Below are 16,489 nucleotides of genomic sequence, written 5' to 3'. Positions count from 1 at the left end.
ACGGCCGGGAGACCGGAATGGTTGCGGTACAGAACCGATCGGATCGATCGGCCGGTCCGGCCGATTCTCAGAGGCCGACCACGGCCGGCGCACCGTCCGGTTCACCGAGCGAGGCGGCGGCCGCCGCACCGACCAGACCCGCGTCATTGCCCATGAGCGCGGGAGCGACCTTCAGATGGCGCACGAACGAGAGCGTGGCGTAGTCCTGCAGAGCGCGGCGCAGTGGGGCGAACAGCACCTCGCCCGCGCCGGCCACCCCTCCGCCGATCACGACGATGTCGATCTCGACCAGCGTCGCGGTGGCCGCGATCCCCGCCGCCAGTGCCTGAGCGGCGCGCTCGAACGAGGCGAGGGCGACCGGGTCCCCGGCGGCGGCGGAAGCGGCGACGGCGGCCGCTGTGGTGTCACCGTCGGGCCCTGGCAGCCAGCCGTTGGTCAGGGCCCGACGGGCGATGTTGGGACCGCTCGCGATCCGCTCGACGCAACCACGCGCCCCGCACGGGCAGGCGTCGCCGTCCAGGTCCACGCTGATGTGGCCGATGTGTCCCGCGTTGCCGGACGGGCCGGGGTGCAGCTTTCCGCCCAACACCAGTCCGCCGCCCACCCCGGTGGACACCACCATGCAGAGCGCGTTGCCGTAGCCGCGGGCGGCTCCCTGCCAGTGCTCGGCAGCCGTCATGGCAACGCCGTCCCCGACCAGCGTGACCGGCAGACCGCCGGTCGTCGCACGCACCTTGTCGACCAGGGGATAGCGGCGCCAGCCCGGGACGTTGACCGGACTGACCGTACCGGTCGACGCGTCCACCGGACCCGCACTGCCGATACCGACGGCCGTCGTGCGCCCCCACTGGGGCGCGGCCGCGAGATCCGCAAGCACCGCCCGTACCGCGCCCATCACCGTGTCACCGTCCTCCTTGGCAGGTGTGGGCTGCTGTGTGCGTACGAGAATCCGTCCCCCGTCGTCCACCAACGCACCGGCGATCTTGGTGCCGCCAATGTCCAGCGCGGCTACGAGGTGGTTGCGCATTGGTGTCGGATCTCCAGGTGACAGGGGGTGATATGGAGTGCAGTGACCAGTCTCCATTCCCCTGACAACGTTGTCCAGGCCCTATGCTCGACGCCACAGCTCTTATCGCACCAACCGCCGACGACAGGACAGCGCACCGTGGCCCATACCGCCAGCCACCCCGAGCCCCGTTATGGCAACCGGCCGACGATGAAGGACGTCGCCGCGCGTGCCGGGGTCGGCCTCAAGACCGTGTCGCGGGTGGTGAACGGCGAGCCGGGTGTCACCCCCGACACCGAGCGCCGGGTCCAGGAGGCAATCGAGGCCCTGGGCTTCCGGCGCAACGACAGCGCAAGGGTTCTGCGCAAGGGTCGTACCGCCAGCATCGGACTCGTCCTCGAGGACCTCGCCGACCCCTTCTACGGACCGCTCAACCGCGCGGTGGAAGAGGTGGCCAGAGCGCATGGCGCACTGCTCATCAACGGTTCGAGCGCCGAGGACCCCGAGCGCGAACAGGAGCTGGTCCTGGCGCTCTGCGCGCGCCGGGTCGACGGGCTCATCGTGATCCCCGCCGGGAACGATCACCGATACCTGGAACCGGAGATCGCCGCAGGTGTCGCCACCGTCTTCGTGGACCGCCCGGCCGGACAGATCGACGCCGACACGGTCCTCTCGGACAGTTTCGGCGGCGCACGTGACGGCGTCGCCCATCTCATCGCCCAGGGCCACCGCCGCATCGGCTTCATCGGCGACCAGCCCCGCATCCACACCGCCACCGAGCGTCTGCGCGGCTATCACGCGGCAATGACGGACGCGGGCCTGAAGGTGGAGGATTCCTGGGTCTCCCTCGGGGCCACCGAACCCGGCAGGGTCCGCGAGGCGGCAGGGACCCTGCTGGATGCCCCCGAGCCGGTCACCGCACTCTTCGCCGGCAACAACCGGGTGACGGTGACGACGGTGAGGGTTCTGGCCGAGCGGGAACGACCGGTCGCCCTGGTCGGTTTCGACGACATCGAACTCGCCGACCTGCTGGGCATCACGGTGATCGCCCAGGACGCGGCCGCACTCGGCCGTACCGCCGCCGAGACCCTCTTCCGCCGGCTCGAGGGGGCGAACGAAGCGCCGACGCAGAGGATTCTGCCGACCCGTCTGATCGCCCGCGGCTCCGGCGAGATCCGGCCGGCCTGAGCGAGCGTCCGCGAACCGCATCGCTGCGGGGGCGCCATAGGCGCCGAGCCCACGCGGACCGCGCCGGGGCCGGCCGGTCACAGGCGCGGCGCGAACCGCTGCCCGCGGCGCGGGCAGCGGCACGTTCCCCCTACGGGGCGGTCACTGTCAGCGCCGCCCGGCGCGGGCTCGAGAAGCCTTCCAGGTCGGCCCGGGTCAGACCGGTCAGACCGGTGACCTCGGCCGCGTCCAGCGCCCCGCAGTCCAGACCGCGCAGCAGATAGCCGCTGAGCGCCTTGGCGGTGGCCGGCTCGTCCATGACATCGCCACCGGTCTTGGCGACATACGCGGCGAGGCGCGCGGCGGCCTGCTCCATGCCCCCCCGGTAGAAGGCGTACACGGCTGCGTAACGGGTCGGCAGATGGCCCGGGTGCATGTCCCAGCCCTGGTAGTACGCACGGGCCAGAGCCCGGCGCGTCAGGTCGTAGTGGAGCCGCCACGCCTCGTGGACGTGCTCCGTCGGGCCGATCGGCAGGACGTTGGTCGATCCGTCACAGACGCGTACGCCGGTTCCGGCGGCGGCGACCTGCATCACGGCTTTCGCGTGGTCCGCCGCCGGGTGATCGCTCGACTGATAAGCGGCACTGACACCGACACAGGCGCTGTAATCGAAGGTCCCGTAGTGGAGTCCGGTGGCCCGGCCGTCCGCCGCATCGATCATCCGGGCGACAGCGGCCGTTCCGTCCGCGGCGAGGATGGACTGGCTGGTCTCGATCTGGATCTCGAAGCCGATCCTCCCGGCAGGCAGTCGGTGCGCCTTCTCGAACGCATCGAGCAGCCGGACGAACGCCGTGACCTGCTCGGGGTACGTCACCTTGGGGAGTGTGAGGACGAGACCGCCGGGCAGACCGCCGTCCCGCATCAGCCCGGTGAGGAAGATGTCCGTGGTGCGGATGCCCCGGTCACGGACCGCGGCCTCCATGCACTTCATACGGATCCCCATATAGGGAGCGGCAGTGCCCTGCGCGTACGCCTCGGAGACCAGCCGGGCGGCACGGGCCGCGGCGGCGTCCTCCTCGGCGTCCGCGCGCGTGCCGTAGCCGTCCTCGAAGTCGATGCGCAGGTCCTCCACCGGCTCGTGGTGCAGCTTGGCGCGCACCCGCTCGTACACCGGCCCCGCCAGTTCCTCGCCGATGCCGAGCACGGCCGCGAACGACCCGGCGTCCGGAGCGTGTTCGTCGAGTGCCGCCAGCGCCCGGTCCCCCCAGGAACGGACGGTGTCCTCGGCGAACACGTCGCCGGGTACGTACACGGTGTGGACGGGCTGGCGGGTACCCGGGTCCCCCGGGTAGCGGCGTGCGAGCTCCTCGTCGACCGCGACGAGCGAAGCACTGATCTCCTCGCTGACCGCGCCGTCGAGGCTCGTTGCCACCTTCTCCTGCTGACCCATCCTTCACCCTCCTGTTTTCCGCTGCACGGAATCAACAATCCGTATAGCGAAGTTAATGGGCGGCCCCGATCTGCGTCAATGGTTGCCCGAAACGGCCGGGGGCCGCGCGGCGAAGTCGCCACGCGGCCCCCGGGCCGTACAGAAGAAGCAGGTCAGCCCTTGCGGGAGGTGACCTCTTCGGTCAGCTGGGGGACGACCTGGAAGAGGTCGCCGACGATGCCGTAGTCGACGAGGTCGAAGATCGGGGCTTCGGCGTCCTTGTTGACCGCGACGATGGTCTTCGAGGTCTGCATACCGGCGCGGTGCTGGATGGCGCCGGAGATGCCGTTGGCGATGTAGAGCTGCGGCGAGACCGACTTGCCGGTCTGGCCGACCTGGTTGGAGTGCGGGTACCAGCCGGCGTCGACCGCGGCACGCGAGGCGCCGACAGCCGCGCCCAGCGAGTCGGCGAGCGCCTCGATGATGTGGAAGTTCTCGGCGCCGTTGACGCCGCGTCCGCCGGAGACCACGATCGCGGCCTCGGTCAGCTCGGGGCGCCCGGTGGACTCGCGCGGGGTACGCGAGACGACCTTGGTACCGGTGGCACTCGCACCGAAGGACACCGTGAGCGCCTCGACGGTGCCCGCGGCCGCAGCACTCTCGACCGGGGCCGAGTTGGGCTTGACCGTGATGACCGGGGTGCCCTTGGAGACACGGGACTTGGTGGTGAACGACGCGGCGAACGCCGACTGCGTGGCGACCGGACCCTCGTCACCCGCCTCCAGGTCGGTGGCGTCGGTGATGATGCCCGAGCCGATACGCAGCGCCAGGCGGGCGGCGATCTCCTTGCCCTCCGCGGACGACGGCACGAGCACGGCCGCCGGGGAAACGGCGTCGTAGGCGGCCTGCAGCGCGTCGACCTTCGGCACGACGAGATAGTCGGCGAACTCGGGGGCGTCGGCGGTGAGGACCTTCACCGCGCCGTGCTCGGCCAGCACGGCGGCGGTGTCCTGCGCGCCGGAACCGAGCGCCACGGCGACCGGGTCACCGATACGCCGGGCCAGCGTCAACAGCTCCAGGGTGGGCTTGCGGACGGCACCGTCGACATGGTCGACATAGACGAGAACTTCAGCCATGGAAATGCTCTCCTGCTCATGCGAAGAATGCGGGGCGGTTGAGGGGCTCGGCGAGCCTCAGATGAACTTCTGGCTCACAAGGAACTCCGCGAGCTGCTTGCCGCCCTCGCCCTCGTCCTTGACGATCGTGCCGGCCGTACGGGCCGGACGCTGCGCGGCGGAATCGACCTTCGTCCAGGCACCCTCGAGACCGACGGCGTCACCATCGAGGCCCAGGTCCTCCAGATCCAGGGACTCCACCGGCTTCTTCTTCGCCGCCATGATGCCCTTGAAGGACGGGTAACGGGCCTCACCCGACTGGTCCGTCACCGACACCAGGGCGGGCAGCGACGCCTCGAGCTGCTCGCTCGCCGTGTCACCGTCCCGGCGGCCGCTCACCTTGCCGCCCTCGACGGACACCTCGGAGAGCAGCGTCACCTGCGGAACACCCAGTCGCTCGGCCAGCAGCGCCGGCAGGACACCCATCGTGCCGTCCGTCGAGGCCATACCGCAGACGACCAGGTCATAACCCGTCTTCTCGATCGCCTTGGCGAGCACCAGGGACGTACCCATGACGTCACTGCCGTGCAGGTCGTCGTCCTCGACATGCACCGCCTTGTCCGCACCCATCGAAAGCGCCTTGCGGAGCGCGTCCTTGGCATCCTCGGGACCGACGGTGAGCACGGTGATCTCGGCATCATCGGCCTCGCCGGCGATCTGGAGCGCCTGCTCCACCGCATACTCGTCGAGCTCCGACAGCAGACCGTCGACATCGTCACGGTCCAGCGTCAGGTCATCAGCGAAATGCCGGTCGCCGGTAGCGTCGGGCACGTACTTCACACAGACAACGATCCTCAAGCTCACGCCGGCTCTCCTACTGCATCGTCTTTTCCGGGCTGCCTTGTCGCTCGCAGCATAGGCGCCCGATGGGGCGATTTCCGGTCGGGGCTTCCGACGACCCCGCCAAAATATTACTCGCCAGTACATCCAGAATGTGCCCAGTAAGCAAGCGCTTTGAACTGTGACGTCCGCAACCCTGAGTAATCGTCCACGGGGCGGCGGCTCAGTCCCTCAGCCCGGTGAAGTGTCCCTGGTGATAAAGGAGGGGGCGCCCGGGGTTCCCGTGCTCTCCGGACACGACCTCGGCGATCATGATGCGGTGGTCTCCCGCCGGAATCCGTGCCACCACCCGGCAGACCAGCCAGGCGAGCACGCCGTCGAGCAACGGCACGCCCGAGGGGCCGTTGCGCCACCTGGTGGGAGCGGCGAACCGGTCGGTGCCGCTTCGCGCGAACGTGGCCGCGAGTTCCTGCTGGTGTTCCCCCAGTATGTGGACGCCGACGTGCTCGGCCGCGCCGAGCACCGGCCAGCTCGACGAACCGGTACCCGCTCCGAAGGAGATCAGAGGCGGTTCGGCGGCGACGGAACTCAGTGAGGTGGCGGTGAAGCCGACGGGCCGCTCGCCGGCCGCAGTGATCACCGCCACGCCCGCCGCATGCCTGCGGAAGACCGAACGGAGCAGTTCGGGAGTGCCGAGCCGGTCGGCGGCGAGGTCGGCGGAAGCCGTCATCGAATGGTCCTTCTGCGGTGTGACCGAACGGGGCCCGGGGTGCTCAAGCACCCGGACAGCGCGCACTGACGTCGTGGGCCAAGTCCCCGTGGGACCCGCCGTACCGGAGTCGGCCGTCGAGAAGGATGTGCTGCGGCATAGCGTCAGGTTGACGATTCGAAGGCTGCGCAGTCAAGGCGGTTCCGGGATGTGCGAGATCCATCACTGCGGCTCAGACCGCTTCGCCCAGGGCGGCGATGACATCGGCTCTGCGCGGCTGCCCCGAGGCGCGCCGCACGATCCGGCCGGCCGAGTCGAGCACCAGCACGGTGGGGGTCCTCAAGATGTTCAGCTCCCGCACGAGTTCGAGCCTTTCCTCCGCGTCGATCTCCACGTGCGCCACGCCACCCACCATGCCGGCCACCTCCGTCAGCGTGCGACGCGTGGCCCTGCAGGGCTGACAGAACGCGCTGGAGAACTGGACCAGGGTTGCCCGCTCCCCCAGCCGCTCACCCAAATCGGCGGCCCCGAGCCGCCGTTCGCCGTCCCGTCCGCGCACCTTCAGCCGTCCTTCGCTCCGTCGCCGCATCAGTCCGAAAGCTCCGGCGGCCACAAGTACCACCGCACACACCATGAGTCCGCTCATCGTTTCATTGCAGCATTCACAGACCCGCAATGATTCCCGTGGCCGCGCACCGGCAGCGCAGGGTGATGCTGGGATCATGGACATCGACATCAGGGGGCCGCGCTTCGGCGCCGCCGTCACCAGTGCGGTACTCATGCTCGTTCTGATCACGGACAGCACGTGGCTGCTGGCCTGGCAGGCGCTCTGCTTCGCGGCCGGTGCGGCGGCAGGGGTTCAGCGCTCCCCGTACGGCTTGCTGTTCCGGGCCTTCGTACGACCGCGGCTCGGCCCGCCGCGCGAGCTGGAATCGCCCCGCCCGCCGCGGTTCGCCCAGGCCGTAGGGCTCGTTTTCACGGTGCTCGGACTCATCGGCCACCTCTCGGGATCATCATGGCCGGCGCTCGCGGCCACCGGGTGTGCGCTGGCCGCCGCCTTCCTCAACGCGGCCTTCGGCTACTGCCTGGGCTGCGAGGCGTATCTGCTGCTCCGGCGCGGTACGGCCCATCTGGGATGACGTGATGAGAATCTCCCGGATACGCGCCGACAGGGGTGGCTACTCTGGTCGGTATGGGGCACGATCTGCCCAATGCCGAAAACCTACGGCAGCGTAACTTCCGCCGGGGGACACCTCCCCGGGCACAGAAGGGTCCTTTCTAGATGGCAGAGCTCGTTTATCGACCGGTCATCGGCGCCGCTCGCGGAATGTTCAAGGCGCTCGACCTGAAGATAGATACTCAGGGCTCGGAGAACATCCCGCGCACCGGCGGCGCCGTTCTGGTCAGCAACCACATCGGTTATCTGGACTTCATCTTCGACGGCCTCGCCGCCCTCCCGCAGAAGCGCCTGGTGCGCTTCATGGCCAAGGAATCGGTCTTCCGGCACAAGATCTCCGGGCCGTTGATGCGCGGGATGAAGCACATTCCGGTGGACCGCAAGAAGGGCGAGAGCGCCTATCGGCATGCGCTGACAGCGCTGCGCTCCGGTGAGATCATCGGAGTGTTCCCCGAGGCCACCATCTCGGAGTCCTTCACGCTGAAGAGCTTCAAGTCGGGTGCTGCCCGCCTGGCCCAGGACGCCGGCGTGCCACTGATCCCGATGGCACTGTGGGGCACCCAGCGGCTGTGGACCAAGGGCCGGCCTCGCAACCTCAAGCGCAGCCACATCCCGGTGACGATCCGGGTCGGCGAGCCGATGGACGCGCCCACCGACGAGTACGCGGGCGCGATCACCCGAAGGCTGCGGGAGCGGGTGCAGGAGCTGCTGGAAGCTGCTCAGCGCGCCTATCCGGTACGCCCGAAGAACGCAGCGGACACCTGGTGGATCCCTGCGCACCTCGGTGGCAGCGCGCCGACCCCCGCCCAGGTGCGCGAGGCGGGCTGAGCAAGCGGAAACGTCTCTCCTCCGGACCCGGCCTCAGAGACCGGAGGGGAGCGTGCGCTGCAGGTGCGAACGGTCGGGCGCCTGCTTCAGCGCGCTCAGCACCACCGGATGCGGAGCGGCGAAGAGCAGCGGGTAGTCGACCTCGCCCCGTTCCGCCCGGACGGCCCACGCGAGCCGCTCGCCGTCGAGGGCGAACTGCGCGTTGACACCGGGTACGTTGCCCCGCGCGTCCTGCCGGTCCCAGGTGTTCCGTCCGGGCAGCCGCACCGCCACCAGGCCATGGATCGCGTGATGTGAGCCGTCGTCATCCGCGAGCCGCTGATAGCAGAGAGCCGCGGGGATGGACCCGGCACGCAGCAGAGCGGCCAGCGCATGCGATTTGGCGTAGCAGATGCCGGTGCGCTGCTCGATGACATCGGAGGCGCGCCAGGTGACCCCGGGATCGCCCGAGTCGGCCGAGTGGGGAATGCCGTCGCGGACGAACTCGTACGCCGCTTGCGCGTAGGCATACGCGCCGACGGCTCCCCGGCGCAGCCTCGCGGATTCCCTCTGTACGACGGGGTGGCCATGGTCGATGACATCATCGGCCGCCAAGTAGGCGGATAGGTCAGGGACTTCTTGAACGAGCTCCATGACGGAGAGCGTAGGAGCGCCGCCGACCGGAGTCAATGAATATCCGGTCGGCGGAATACTTATTCAACTAGTCCTGTCGGGCCAGCTCCTCCTTGAGAGCCAGCAGGAAGCCGTCCACGTCGTCCTCCGTCGTGTCGAAGGAGCACATCCAGCGGACATCCCCCGCGGGCTCGTCCCAGAAGTAGAAGCGGTAGCGCTTCTGCAGGCGCTCACTGACATCGTGCGGCAGCCGTGCGAAGACGGCGTTCGCCTGCACCTCGTGCAGGATCTCGACACCGTCCGTCTGGCGCACCCCGTCGGCGAGACGCCGGGCCATCGTGTTGGCGTGGCGGGCGTTGCGCAGCCAGAGATCCCGGGTGAGCAGCGCTTCCAGCTGGACCGACACGAAGCGCATCTTGGACGCGAGCTGCATCGACATCTTCCGCACATGCTTCATATGACGCACGGCGTCCGGGTTCAGTACCACGACGGCCTCGCCGAAGAGCATCCCGTTCTTGGTCCCGCCGAACGAGAGGATGTCCACCCCCACGGCGTTCGTGAACGTGCGCATCGGGACATCGAGAGAGGCCGCCGCGTTGGCTATCCGGGCCCCGTCGAGATGGACCTTCATACCGTGTCCGTGTGCGTGCTCACAGATCGCGCGGATCTCGCCCGGCGTGTAGACCGTGCCGAGCTCGGTGTTCTGGGTGATCGAGACGACCTGCGGCATGGCGCGGTGCTCGTCGTCCCAGCCGAAGGCCTGACGGTCGATGAGCTCCGGCGTGAGCTTCCCGTCCGGCGTCGGGACCGTGAGCAGCTTGAGCCCCGCCATTCTCTCGGGAGCACCACCCTCGTCCACGTTGATGTGCGCGCTCTCCGCCGCGATGACCGCGCCCCACCGGTCGGTCAGAGCCTGCAGCGCCACCACGTTGGCGCCGGTGCCGTTGAACACCGGGAACGCTTCGGCGCTCTGGCCGAAGTGGCTGTGGACGAGCTGCTGGAGATGACCGGTGTACGCGTCCTCGCCGTAGGCGATCTGGTGCCCGCCGTTGGCCACGGCGAGCGCGGCGAGGATCTCGGGGTGCGCCCCCGCGTAGTTGTCACTGGCGAAACCGCGCACATCCGGATCGTGGCGGCGTGCGGCGTCGGTCTTCACGGCGCGGAGGTCAGCCACAGGCGTTTTCCGTTCACTTCCGCGGGGGACTTCGTCCAGACACCGGTGATGGCCTCAGCCAGCTCCGAGACATCGGTGAAGCCCGAGAACTTCGCATTCGGGCGCTCGGCACGCATCGCTTCGTGCACCAGTGCCTTGATCACCAGCACGGTCGCCGCGGCACGCGGCCCGTCCTCACCGCCCGCCTTGCGGAAGGCGTCACCGAGCGCCAGGGTCCATGCCTCGGCAGCGGCCTTCGAAGCCGCATACGCGGCGTTGCCGGCGGTGGGCTTGGAGGCACCGGCAGCGCTGATCAGCACATAACGGCCGCGGTCGCTGCGCAGCAGTCCGTCGTGGAAGGCGAGCGACGTGTGCTGGACGGTACGGATCAGCAGTTTCTCGAGCTTGCTCCAGTCGCGCAGATCCGTCTCGACGAAGGAGGCGCTGCCGCGCCAGCCACCGACCAGATGCACCAGACCGTCGATCCTGCCGAATTCCTTCTCGGTGCTGTCGGCCCAGGCGCGCGTCGCTTCGAGGTCGAGCAGGTCGACCGTCTCCCCGGTGACCGTGGCGCCGCCGTGCGCATACCTCGCCGCGTCGACCGCCTCCGCCAGCCTGGCCACATCGGCGTCGGCAGCGACCACCACGGCCCCGGCCTCGGCCAGCTTCAGCAGCGCGGCACGGCCCGCCGGGCCCGCGGCCCCGGCCACAGCGACCACGGCGCCGTCCAACGATCCTTTGCCCATCGCCTTCGCCTCCTGGCTACGTGACCTCACGCGGCAGCTCGCACGGGGGCGTTTGCCGCTGTGATCCCCTTGGTGGAGGCGACCACGTTCTTCAGCTTCTTCGAGAGCGCCTCGTAGAACATGCTGAGCGGAAACTCGTCCGGAAGCACGTCGTCCACAAGTTTACGCGGCGGCTGGCTCAGATCCAGTGCGTCCGGGCCCTTGGCCCAGCGCGATCCGGGGTGCGGGGCGAGATAGCCGGAGACCAGCTCGTAGGCGGCGAACCAGTGGACCAGCTTGGGCCGGTCGATTCCCGCCCGGTACAGGTCCTCGATCTCGGCGCAGAGCTGGTTGGTGACCTGGGGGGCCAGCTCCCAGTCGATCGTCAGGGTGCTGTCGGTCCAGCGCACCACATCGTGCTGGTGGAGGTAGGCGAAGAGCAGCTGACCGCCGAGACCGTCATAGTTGCGGACCCGCTCACCGGTCACCGGGAAGCGGAACATCCGGTCGAAGAGCACGGCGTACTGGACGTCACGGCCCTGCTCGAAGCCGTCGGCCTCGAGCTGCACGGCCTCCCTGAACGCCGTGAGGTCGCAGCGCAGCTCCTCGAGGCCGTACATCCAGAACGGCTGGCGCTGCTTGATCATGAACGGGTCGAACGGCAGGTCACCATGGCTGTGGGTACGGTCGTGGACCATGTCCCAGAGCACGAAGGCCTGCTGGCAGCGTTCCTGGTCACCGACCATCTGCCGGATGTCGTCGGGAAGTTCGAGACGAAGGATGTCCACGGCCGCCTCGGTGACGGCCCGGAAGCGGGCGGCCTCCCGATCGCAGAAGATCCCGCCCCAGGTGAAGCGTTCGGGCGCTTCGCGCACAGCGATGGTCTCGGGGAAGAGCACCGCGGAGTTGGTGTCGTAACCCGAGGTGAAGTCCTCGAAGGTGATGCCGCAGAACAGCGGGTTGTCGTAGCGGGTCGCCTCCAGCTCGGCGAGCCAGTCGGGCCAGACCATACGCAGCACGACCGCTTCCAGGTTGCGGTCCGGGTTGCCGTTCTGGGTGTACATCGGGAAGACGACCAGGTGCTGCAGGCCGTCGGCACGCCGGGCCGCCGGGTGGAAGGCGAGCAGCGAGTCCAGGAAGTCCGGCACACCGAAACCGCCGTCCGCCCACTTGCGAAGATCGGCGACGAGCGCACTGTGGTACTCGCCGTCGTGCGGCAGCATCGGGGAGAGCTCCTCCACCGCACCGCTCACCCGGCCGACCGCGGCCTCGGCGGTCGTGCGGGAGGGCGCCCCCTCCGCGTCGAAGTCGATGGATCCGTCCTTGGACTGCCAGGGGCGGATCCCCTCGACGGCATTCTTGAGCACAGACCAGGCTGGGTGCTCGACCACCCGCCGGGCGCCGGATATACCTCCGTCGACTGCATCCTGCACAAGAATTTCCGTCATGTCACTTCCTCCACAGGAGAACCTAGCGTCAACGCACCGTATCGCTGACCAGATCACTCATTCAAGTGACCCGTCAGGAAATTATCCCGCACGAACCCCTTGATCGCAGCGATTCTTCCTGCCACTGACCTCTCGAGGGCAGCTTCTACCCGGCCAGAAGCCCGCTACGCACGAGGTCTGGTCGCGGTCGGCCGGGGTTACGCACCACGCCGCGCAACTCGGGGCCCGGTGCGAGGGCGGGCGATTAGGCTGCGGCCATGCCATGTGGGTAGCTATGCCACGCGAGAGTCGCCGTCGACGGAAGCGAGAGAACCTTGAGTCTTCACATCATCGGACATCGCGGGGTCATGGGCGTCGAGCCGGAGAACACCCTGCGGTCCTTCGTGCGCGCGGAACAGGCGGGCATGGACGCCATCGAACTGGATCTGCATCTGAGCAAGGACGGCTCCCTGGTCGTGATGCACGACACCGAAGTGGACCGTACGACCGACGGCAGAGGCGCCATCGCCGAGAAGACCCTCGCCGAGCTGCGTGAACTCGACGCGGGACAGGGCGAGCGGATCCCCCTCTTCGATGAAGTGCTCGACGCCGTGCGCACACCGCTCCAGGCGGAGATCAAGGACGCGGCCGCGGCGCGGGCGCTCGCCGATGTGATGCGGCGGCGTGATCTCGTCGGCCGGGTCGAGGTGTCGTCGTTCCACGACGAGGCGATCGCGGAGATCGGCTCGCTGGTGCCCGGTGTGCGGACGGCGCTGATCGCCAGCCGCTGGGGCGCCGACGTGGTGGACCGCGCCAAGGCCGTCGGCGCCGCGACGGTGGCGCTCAATATCCGCAGGCTCACCCTGGAGCTCGTGGAGAAGGCGCATGCCGAGGGGCTCAAGGTCCTCGGCTGGGTGGTGAACACCCAGGATCATCTGCGGCTGGTACGGGCCCTGGATCTGGATGGTGCAACCACCGACTATCCGGAGATCCGCCGCACCGGGCGGTTCACCGCCTGAGGACCGGCCCGTGGCCCTCCGCGGGAGGATCCGCCGCGTGTGTGCTGCCAGGGGGTGCGGGGCAGCCCCGGCTCACTCGCCGGCGGACGGTCGCGGAGGCTGCCCGCCCTGGCCGGGCGGCGCCGCTGCGAGGTGCTTGACCAGCAACTCGAACTGCAGATCGTCGCGGAGCGGAATCCCGAACCGCTCGTCGCCGTAGGGGAAAGGCGTCATCCTGCCCGTACGGCGGTAGCCGCGGCGCTCGTACCAGGCGATGAGGTCGTTCCGTACCGAGATCACCGTCATCTGCATCTCGCGGACCCCCCACTCCTCGCGCACCCGGCGCTCGGCCTCACCGATGATCTGCCTGCCGAGCCCCGCACCCTGCATGTCGGGGCTGACCGCGAACATCCCGAAGTAGGCGGCGTCGCCGCGGTGTTCCAGCTGGCAGCAGGCCACCGGCCGGCCCTCGCTCTCCACGACCAGCAGCCGTCCGCCGGAAGCCGCGATGACCGCGCGCACCCCCTCGGGGTCGGTGCGCTGTCCGTCGAGGATGTCCGCCTCCGTCGTCCAGCCGTCCCGGCTGGCGTCCCCGCGGTAGGCCGACTCGATCAGCGCGACGAGCGCCGGCACGTCGCTGTCGACCGCGTCACGGAAGGTGAGCCGGTCGGGGGCGGTGTCCATGCGGTGAGGTCTCCCGTCGGGTGGGTCCCGGCCGGCTGCCGGCCGGGGATCCTCCAGACGATAACGCGCCGGTTCGCGCTCCCCCTGTACACCCCTGCGCTCGCTTGCGCTCCGCCGGTCGTGGGAATCGATGCGTCGGGAAGCCGGCACCGGCCGGCGAGGACGGTGAGTCCGCGCAGGGCCGGCCGGATCGAAGGGGGAGGTGAGCCGTGCACGGACCTGCCATGTCCGGCTGGTTGCTCATGGTGTTGAGCGCGGGGACCGGCGCCTACTGTCTGGCGCGGCTGCGCAGCGATTCGAAGGCGGCGCGAAGCGCCGCGGGCGGCGAGGCGGTGATGGGGTTCGGCATGGCCGCGATGGCGCTGCCCGCCGCGGTGGTCACCCCTCCGGCATGGGGATGGGCGGTCTTCGTCGCGGTGTTCGGCGGTGGCGCACTCCGGGCCCTGTGGCTGAGCCGCACCAGCACGCACCATCTGCACCACCTGGTCGGAACCCTGGCCATGGTCTACATGGCCATCACCATGGCTCCCGGGGGCGCGCACGACGGACACCCGCAGCACTCGCCGGGCGGGCTGCCGCTGCTCACCGGAGTCCTGCTCGTCTACTACGCCCTCTACGTGCTGCGCGCCGGCGCAGCACTGATACCCGTACCGACGACGGCCTCCACGGGAGGCGGCCCCGCGACGCCGCCCCGGCCGCCGGGCGCCGGGGCGGCGGGCTGGGGGGCGCGGCCGGAGCTGGCGCTGGCCTGCCGGCTCTCCATGGGCATAGCCATGTTCGCCATGCTGCTCACGGTCTGACCCCATCACACAGGCCGTGTCGTGCGTCACTTGAAGAGCCAGGCCATACCCGGCGACACGCCGCGCTCATAAGCTGACACCCATGGTGGTCTCCCTAGCGCTGTTGCTACTCGGAGCCGTGGCTGCCGTCGCGGCTCCGCGGCTTCTGGCGCGCGCCGAGTGGCCGGAGCGGGAGCCGGTGGTGGCGCTCTGGGTGTGGCAGTGCGTGGTGGCCGCCGTACTGCTCTGCTTCGCGCTGGCGATGACGTTCAGCGCGGCCGCCGCCTGGCAGCTGGTGCGCGGCAATGTCTTCGCGCCCGCACCGCGAGCCGTGGTGGAGGCGTACGCGCTCGGCGCGTACGCCCAGTGGTCTGCCGCCACTGCGCTGGTCCTGGCGGCCTGCGGGGTCTGGACGGCGGCCATGCTCACCCGTGAGATCCGCGCGGCGAGGACCAGGCGCCGGCAGAGCCGCAGGGAACTGGTCGTGCGCTCACCGGTGTTGCCGGGTGAGGAGGCTCGCAGCGACCGGCTCGTCGTGCTGGAAGGCGAGCGCCCCGATGCCTGGTGGCAGCGGGGCAGCCCGGCTCAGCTGGTCATCACCACGGCGGCCCTGCGCCGCCTGAAGGGCAGCCAGCTGGACGCGGTGCTCGCCCACGAGCAGGGGCACGCCCGCGCCAGGCACGACTGGCTGCTGCACTGTTCCGCCGCGCTGGCGGCCGGGTTTCCGCAGATTCCGGTGTTCGCAGCCTTCCGCAACGAGATGCACCGCTTGGTGGAACTCGCCGCCGACGATGTGGCGTCCCGCCGTTTCGGGCGGCTGACCATAGCGCTGGCTCTGGTCGAACTCAACGAACACCGTGGGGTGTTCGGCCCCTGCCCCACACCGGACGCACAGCTCCCCCAGCGTGTCGACCGGCTGCTGAGCGCCGCCCCCCGGCTGACAGCGGGCCGGCGGCTGCGGCTCACCGCCGCAGCCGCGCTGGTACCCGTCGTACCGCTGCTGGTTGCCTTCGTGCCCGGCCTGCGCGCCCTGGGATGACGCAGGCTCTCGCCCGGTTGTCCGGACGGCCGCCGCGGAGACCGCGGGTACGGAAGAATGCCGTCATGACCATCAAGGCTGTGCTCTTCGACTTCTCCGGCACGCTCTGCCGGACGGATCCGGTGGCCGCGTGGCTGCGGTCCGCCCTCGATACCGCGGGGGTCGTCCTGAGCGAAAGTGAATTCACCCGCTGCGAGCAGGAGTTGACGGCGGCGGGCGCCCTTCCCGGCGGACCGCCCCCGCAACGGATTCCGCCGGAGCTGGCCGGGCTGTGGGCGAAGCGCGACGAGAGCGCGGATCATCACCGGGCCGCGTTCACGGGTCTCGCACGTCAGGTGGCTCTGCCCGATCCCGGGCTCTACGACCTTCTTTACGACCGCCACATGGCATCCGATGCCTGGAGCCCGTACCCGGACGCCGTCGAGGTGCTGCGGGAGCTGCGCGGCCGGGGAATCGGTGTGGCCGTGGTGAGCAACATCGGCTGGGATCTCCGGCCGGTCTTCCGCGCCCACGGACTGGACCGCTACGTGGAGCACTACGCACTCTCCTACGAGCACGGCATCCAGAAACCGGACGTGCGGCTCTTCCGCGTCGCGTGCGACGCGCTGGGGCGGGATCCGCACGATGTGCTGATGGTCGGCGACGACCGGCGTGCGGACGGCGGCGCCGCGGGTCTCGGCTGCGCCGTGCATTTCGTGGACCCTCTGCCGGTCCGGGAAAGGCCCGGCGGGCTGCGTCCTGTGCTGGAACTGGTCGGCTGAGCGACCCGGGCCCCGGCGCAGGGCAGGCCGGACACCCAAA

General features: G+C 69.6%; 18 protein-coding genes. 7 read left to right on the top strand and 11 right to left on the bottom strand.

The features are described 5' to 3' along the window. Positions 1–67: 67 nt before the first annotated feature. Entirely contained in the window at positions 68–1,027 is a 960-nt protein-coding gene (locus OHS16_RS28475) for an ROK family protein (protein WP_328540105.1), read from the bottom strand. 189 nt (positions 1,028–1,216) lie between these two features. Here OHS16_RS28475 and OHS16_RS28470 point away from each other — a divergent pair, with 189 nt between their 5' ends. Beyond that, the gene (locus OHS16_RS28470; RefSeq protein WP_328541021.1) at positions 1,217–2,194 is read left to right on the top strand and encodes a LacI family DNA-binding transcriptional regulator; all 978 of its coding nucleotides are present in this window, start codon (positions 1,217–1,219) and stop codon (positions 2,192–2,194) included. 130 nt (positions 2,195–2,324) lie between these two features. Here OHS16_RS28470 and OHS16_RS28465 read toward each other — a convergent pair whose 3' ends face one another. The 5 genes from OHS16_RS28465 to OHS16_RS28445 all read right to left on the bottom strand — a co-directional run bounded on the left by OHS16_RS28465 (position 2,325) and on the right by OHS16_RS28445 (position 6,912). Then, complete coding sequence (locus tag OHS16_RS28465) at positions 2,325–3,623, bottom strand: DUF6986 family protein (RefSeq protein WP_328540104.1); 1,299 nt, start codon at positions 3,621–3,623, stop codon at positions 2,325–2,327. 152 nt (positions 3,624–3,775) lie between these two features. Beyond that, a complete protein-coding gene (locus OHS16_RS28460) occupies positions 3,776–4,738 on the bottom strand; it encodes an electron transfer flavoprotein subunit alpha/FixB family protein (RefSeq protein ID WP_328540103.1) in 963 nt (320 codons plus the stop codon). Between the two features lie 57 nt (positions 4,739–4,795). After that, positions 4,796–5,581 (bottom strand): electron transfer flavoprotein subunit beta/FixA family protein, encoded by a 786-nt coding sequence (locus tag OHS16_RS28455; protein WP_328540102.1) that lies wholly within the window; start codon positions 5,579–5,581, stop codon positions 4,796–4,798. 199 nt (positions 5,582–5,780) lie between these two features. Further along, on the bottom strand, positions 5,781–6,287 hold the full coding sequence (locus tag OHS16_RS28450; protein WP_328540101.1) for a flavin reductase family protein: 507 nt from the start codon (positions 6,285–6,287) through the stop codon (positions 5,781–5,783). A gap of 211 nt (positions 6,288–6,498) precedes the next feature. Continuing rightward, positions 6,499–6,912 (bottom strand): TlpA family protein disulfide reductase, encoded by a 414-nt coding sequence (locus tag OHS16_RS28445; RefSeq protein WP_328540100.1) that lies wholly within the window; start codon positions 6,910–6,912, stop codon positions 6,499–6,501. Positions 6,913–6,988: 76 nt separating this feature from the next. On the opposite strand from OHS16_RS28445, the gene OHS16_RS28440 reads away from it, so the two are divergent. Both OHS16_RS28440 and OHS16_RS28435 read left to right on the top strand, forming a co-directional pair. Beyond that, the gene (locus tag OHS16_RS28440) at positions 6,989–7,405 is read left to right on the top strand and encodes a DUF4395 domain-containing protein (protein WP_328540099.1); all 417 of its coding nucleotides are present in this window, start codon (positions 6,989–6,991) and stop codon (positions 7,403–7,405) included. Positions 7,406–7,548: 143 nt separating this feature from the next. Further along, positions 7,549–8,271, top strand: coding sequence for a lysophospholipid acyltransferase family protein (locus OHS16_RS28435; protein ID WP_328540098.1), 723 nt, complete (start codon positions 7,549–7,551; stop codon positions 8,269–8,271). Positions 8,272–8,304: 33 nt separating this feature from the next. Here OHS16_RS28435 and OHS16_RS28430 read toward each other — a convergent pair whose 3' ends face one another. The 4 genes from OHS16_RS28430 to OHS16_RS28415 form a co-directional block, all read right to left on the bottom strand. Then, a complete protein-coding gene (locus tag OHS16_RS28430) occupies positions 8,305–8,904 on the bottom strand; it encodes a transglutaminase-like domain-containing protein (RefSeq protein WP_328540097.1) in 600 nt (199 codons plus the stop codon). Between the two features lie 67 nt (positions 8,905–8,971). Beyond that, positions 8,972–10,057, bottom strand: a complete 1,086-nt coding sequence (locus tag OHS16_RS28425; RefSeq protein ID WP_328540096.1) for a threonine aldolase family protein — start codon at positions 10,055–10,057, stop codon at positions 8,972–8,974. Next, positions 10,036–10,782 (bottom strand): SDR family NAD(P)-dependent oxidoreductase, encoded by a 747-nt coding sequence (locus OHS16_RS28420; protein WP_328540095.1) that lies wholly within the window; start codon positions 10,780–10,782, stop codon positions 10,036–10,038. The genes OHS16_RS28425 and OHS16_RS28420 overlap by 22 nt, the downstream gene beginning before the upstream one ends. Positions 10,783–10,808: 26 nt before the next feature. Further along, positions 10,809–12,209, bottom strand: coding sequence for a DUF6421 family protein (locus tag OHS16_RS28415; RefSeq protein WP_328540094.1), 1,401 nt, complete (start codon positions 12,207–12,209; stop codon positions 10,809–10,811). Positions 12,210–12,556: 347 nt separating this feature from the next. On the opposite strand from OHS16_RS28415, the gene OHS16_RS28410 reads away from it, so the two are divergent. Then, entirely contained in the window at positions 12,557–13,207 is a 651-nt protein-coding gene (locus tag OHS16_RS28410) for a glycerophosphodiester phosphodiesterase (protein ID WP_443042801.1), read from the top strand. Positions 13,208–13,279: 72 nt separating this feature from the next. On the opposite strand, the gene OHS16_RS28405 is transcribed toward OHS16_RS28410, so the two are convergent. Next, entirely contained in the window at positions 13,280–13,870 is a 591-nt protein-coding gene (locus OHS16_RS28405) for a GNAT family N-acetyltransferase (protein ID WP_328540092.1), read from the bottom strand. Between the two features lie 209 nt (positions 13,871–14,079). On the opposite strand from OHS16_RS28405, the gene OHS16_RS28400 reads away from it, so the two are divergent. The 3 genes from OHS16_RS28400 (at position 14,080) to OHS16_RS28390 (ending at position 16,449) form a co-directional block, all read left to right on the top strand. Next, positions 14,080–14,670, top strand: coding sequence for a DUF5134 domain-containing protein (locus OHS16_RS28400; protein ID WP_328540091.1), 591 nt, complete (start codon positions 14,080–14,082; stop codon positions 14,668–14,670). 82 nt (positions 14,671–14,752) lie between these two features. Next, positions 14,753–15,688, top strand: a complete 936-nt coding sequence (locus OHS16_RS28395) for a M56 family metallopeptidase (protein ID WP_328540090.1) — start codon at positions 14,753–14,755, stop codon at positions 15,686–15,688. 65 nt (positions 15,689–15,753) lie between these two features. Further along, on the top strand, positions 15,754–16,449 hold the full coding sequence (locus OHS16_RS28390) for an HAD family hydrolase (protein WP_328540089.1): 696 nt from the start codon (positions 15,754–15,756) through the stop codon (positions 16,447–16,449). The last annotated feature ends 40 nt before the right edge of the window (positions 16,450–16,489 follow it).

The sequence above is a fragment of the Streptomyces sp. NBC_00344 genome, assembly GCF_036088315.1.
Taxonomy (GTDB): Bacteria; Actinomycetota; Actinomycetes; order Streptomycetales; family Streptomycetaceae; genus Streptomyces.
Note: the sequence above shows the minus strand (reverse complement) of the source record. Positions and strands in the feature narration are given on the sequence as shown.

Bases quoted from the DNA above. Each gene is read 5' to 3' on its own strand.
- OHS16_RS28470 (WP_328541021.1), top strand. From the start codon at position 1,217: ATGAAGGACGTCGCCGCGCGTGCCGGGGTCGGCCTCAAGACCGTGTCG.
- OHS16_RS28440 (WP_328540099.1), top strand. From the start codon at position 6,989: ATGGACATCGACATCAGGGGGCCGCGCTTCGGCGCCGCCGTCACCAGT.
- OHS16_RS28430 (WP_328540097.1), bottom strand. From the start codon at position 8,904: ATGGAGCTCGTTCAAGAAGTCCCTGACCTATCCGCCTACTTGGCGGCC.
- OHS16_RS28410 (WP_443042801.1), top strand. From the start codon at position 12,557: ATGGGCGTCGAGCCGGAGAACACCCTGCGGTCCTTCGTGCGCGCGGAA.
- OHS16_RS28405 (WP_328540092.1), bottom strand. From the start codon at position 13,870: ATGGACACCGCCCCCGACCGGCTCACCTTCCGTGACGCGGTCGACAGC.
- OHS16_RS28415 (WP_328540094.1), bottom strand. From the start codon at position 12,209: ATGACGGAAATTCTTGTGCAGGATGCAGTCGACGGAGGTATATCCGGC.
- OHS16_RS28465 (WP_328540104.1), bottom strand. From the start codon at position 3,623: ATGGGTCAGCAGGAGAAGGTGGCAACGAGCCTCGACGGCGCGGTCAGC.
- OHS16_RS28475 (WP_328540105.1), bottom strand. From the start codon at position 1,027: ATGCGCAACCACCTCGTAGCCGCGCTGGACATTGGCGGCACCAAGATC.
- OHS16_RS28435 (WP_328540098.1), top strand. From the start codon at position 7,549: ATGGCAGAGCTCGTTTATCGACCGGTCATCGGCGCCGCTCGCGGAATG.
- OHS16_RS28450 (WP_328540101.1), bottom strand. From the start codon at position 6,287: ATGACGGCTTCCGCCGACCTCGCCGCCGACCGGCTCGGCACTCCCGAA.
- OHS16_RS28460 (WP_328540103.1), bottom strand. From the start codon at position 4,738: ATGGCTGAAGTTCTCGTCTATGTCGACCATGTCGACGGTGCCGTCCGC.
- OHS16_RS28390 (WP_328540089.1), top strand. From the start codon at position 15,754: ATGACCATCAAGGCTGTGCTCTTCGACTTCTCCGGCACGCTCTGCCGG.
- OHS16_RS28395 (WP_328540090.1), top strand. From the start codon at position 14,753: ATGGTGGTCTCCCTAGCGCTGTTGCTACTCGGAGCCGTGGCTGCCGTC.
- OHS16_RS28445 (WP_328540100.1), bottom strand. From the start codon at position 6,912: ATGAGCGGACTCATGGTGTGTGCGGTGGTACTTGTGGCCGCCGGAGCT.
- OHS16_RS28420 (WP_328540095.1), bottom strand. From the start codon at position 10,782: ATGGGCAAAGGATCGTTGGACGGCGCCGTGGTCGCTGTGGCCGGGGCC.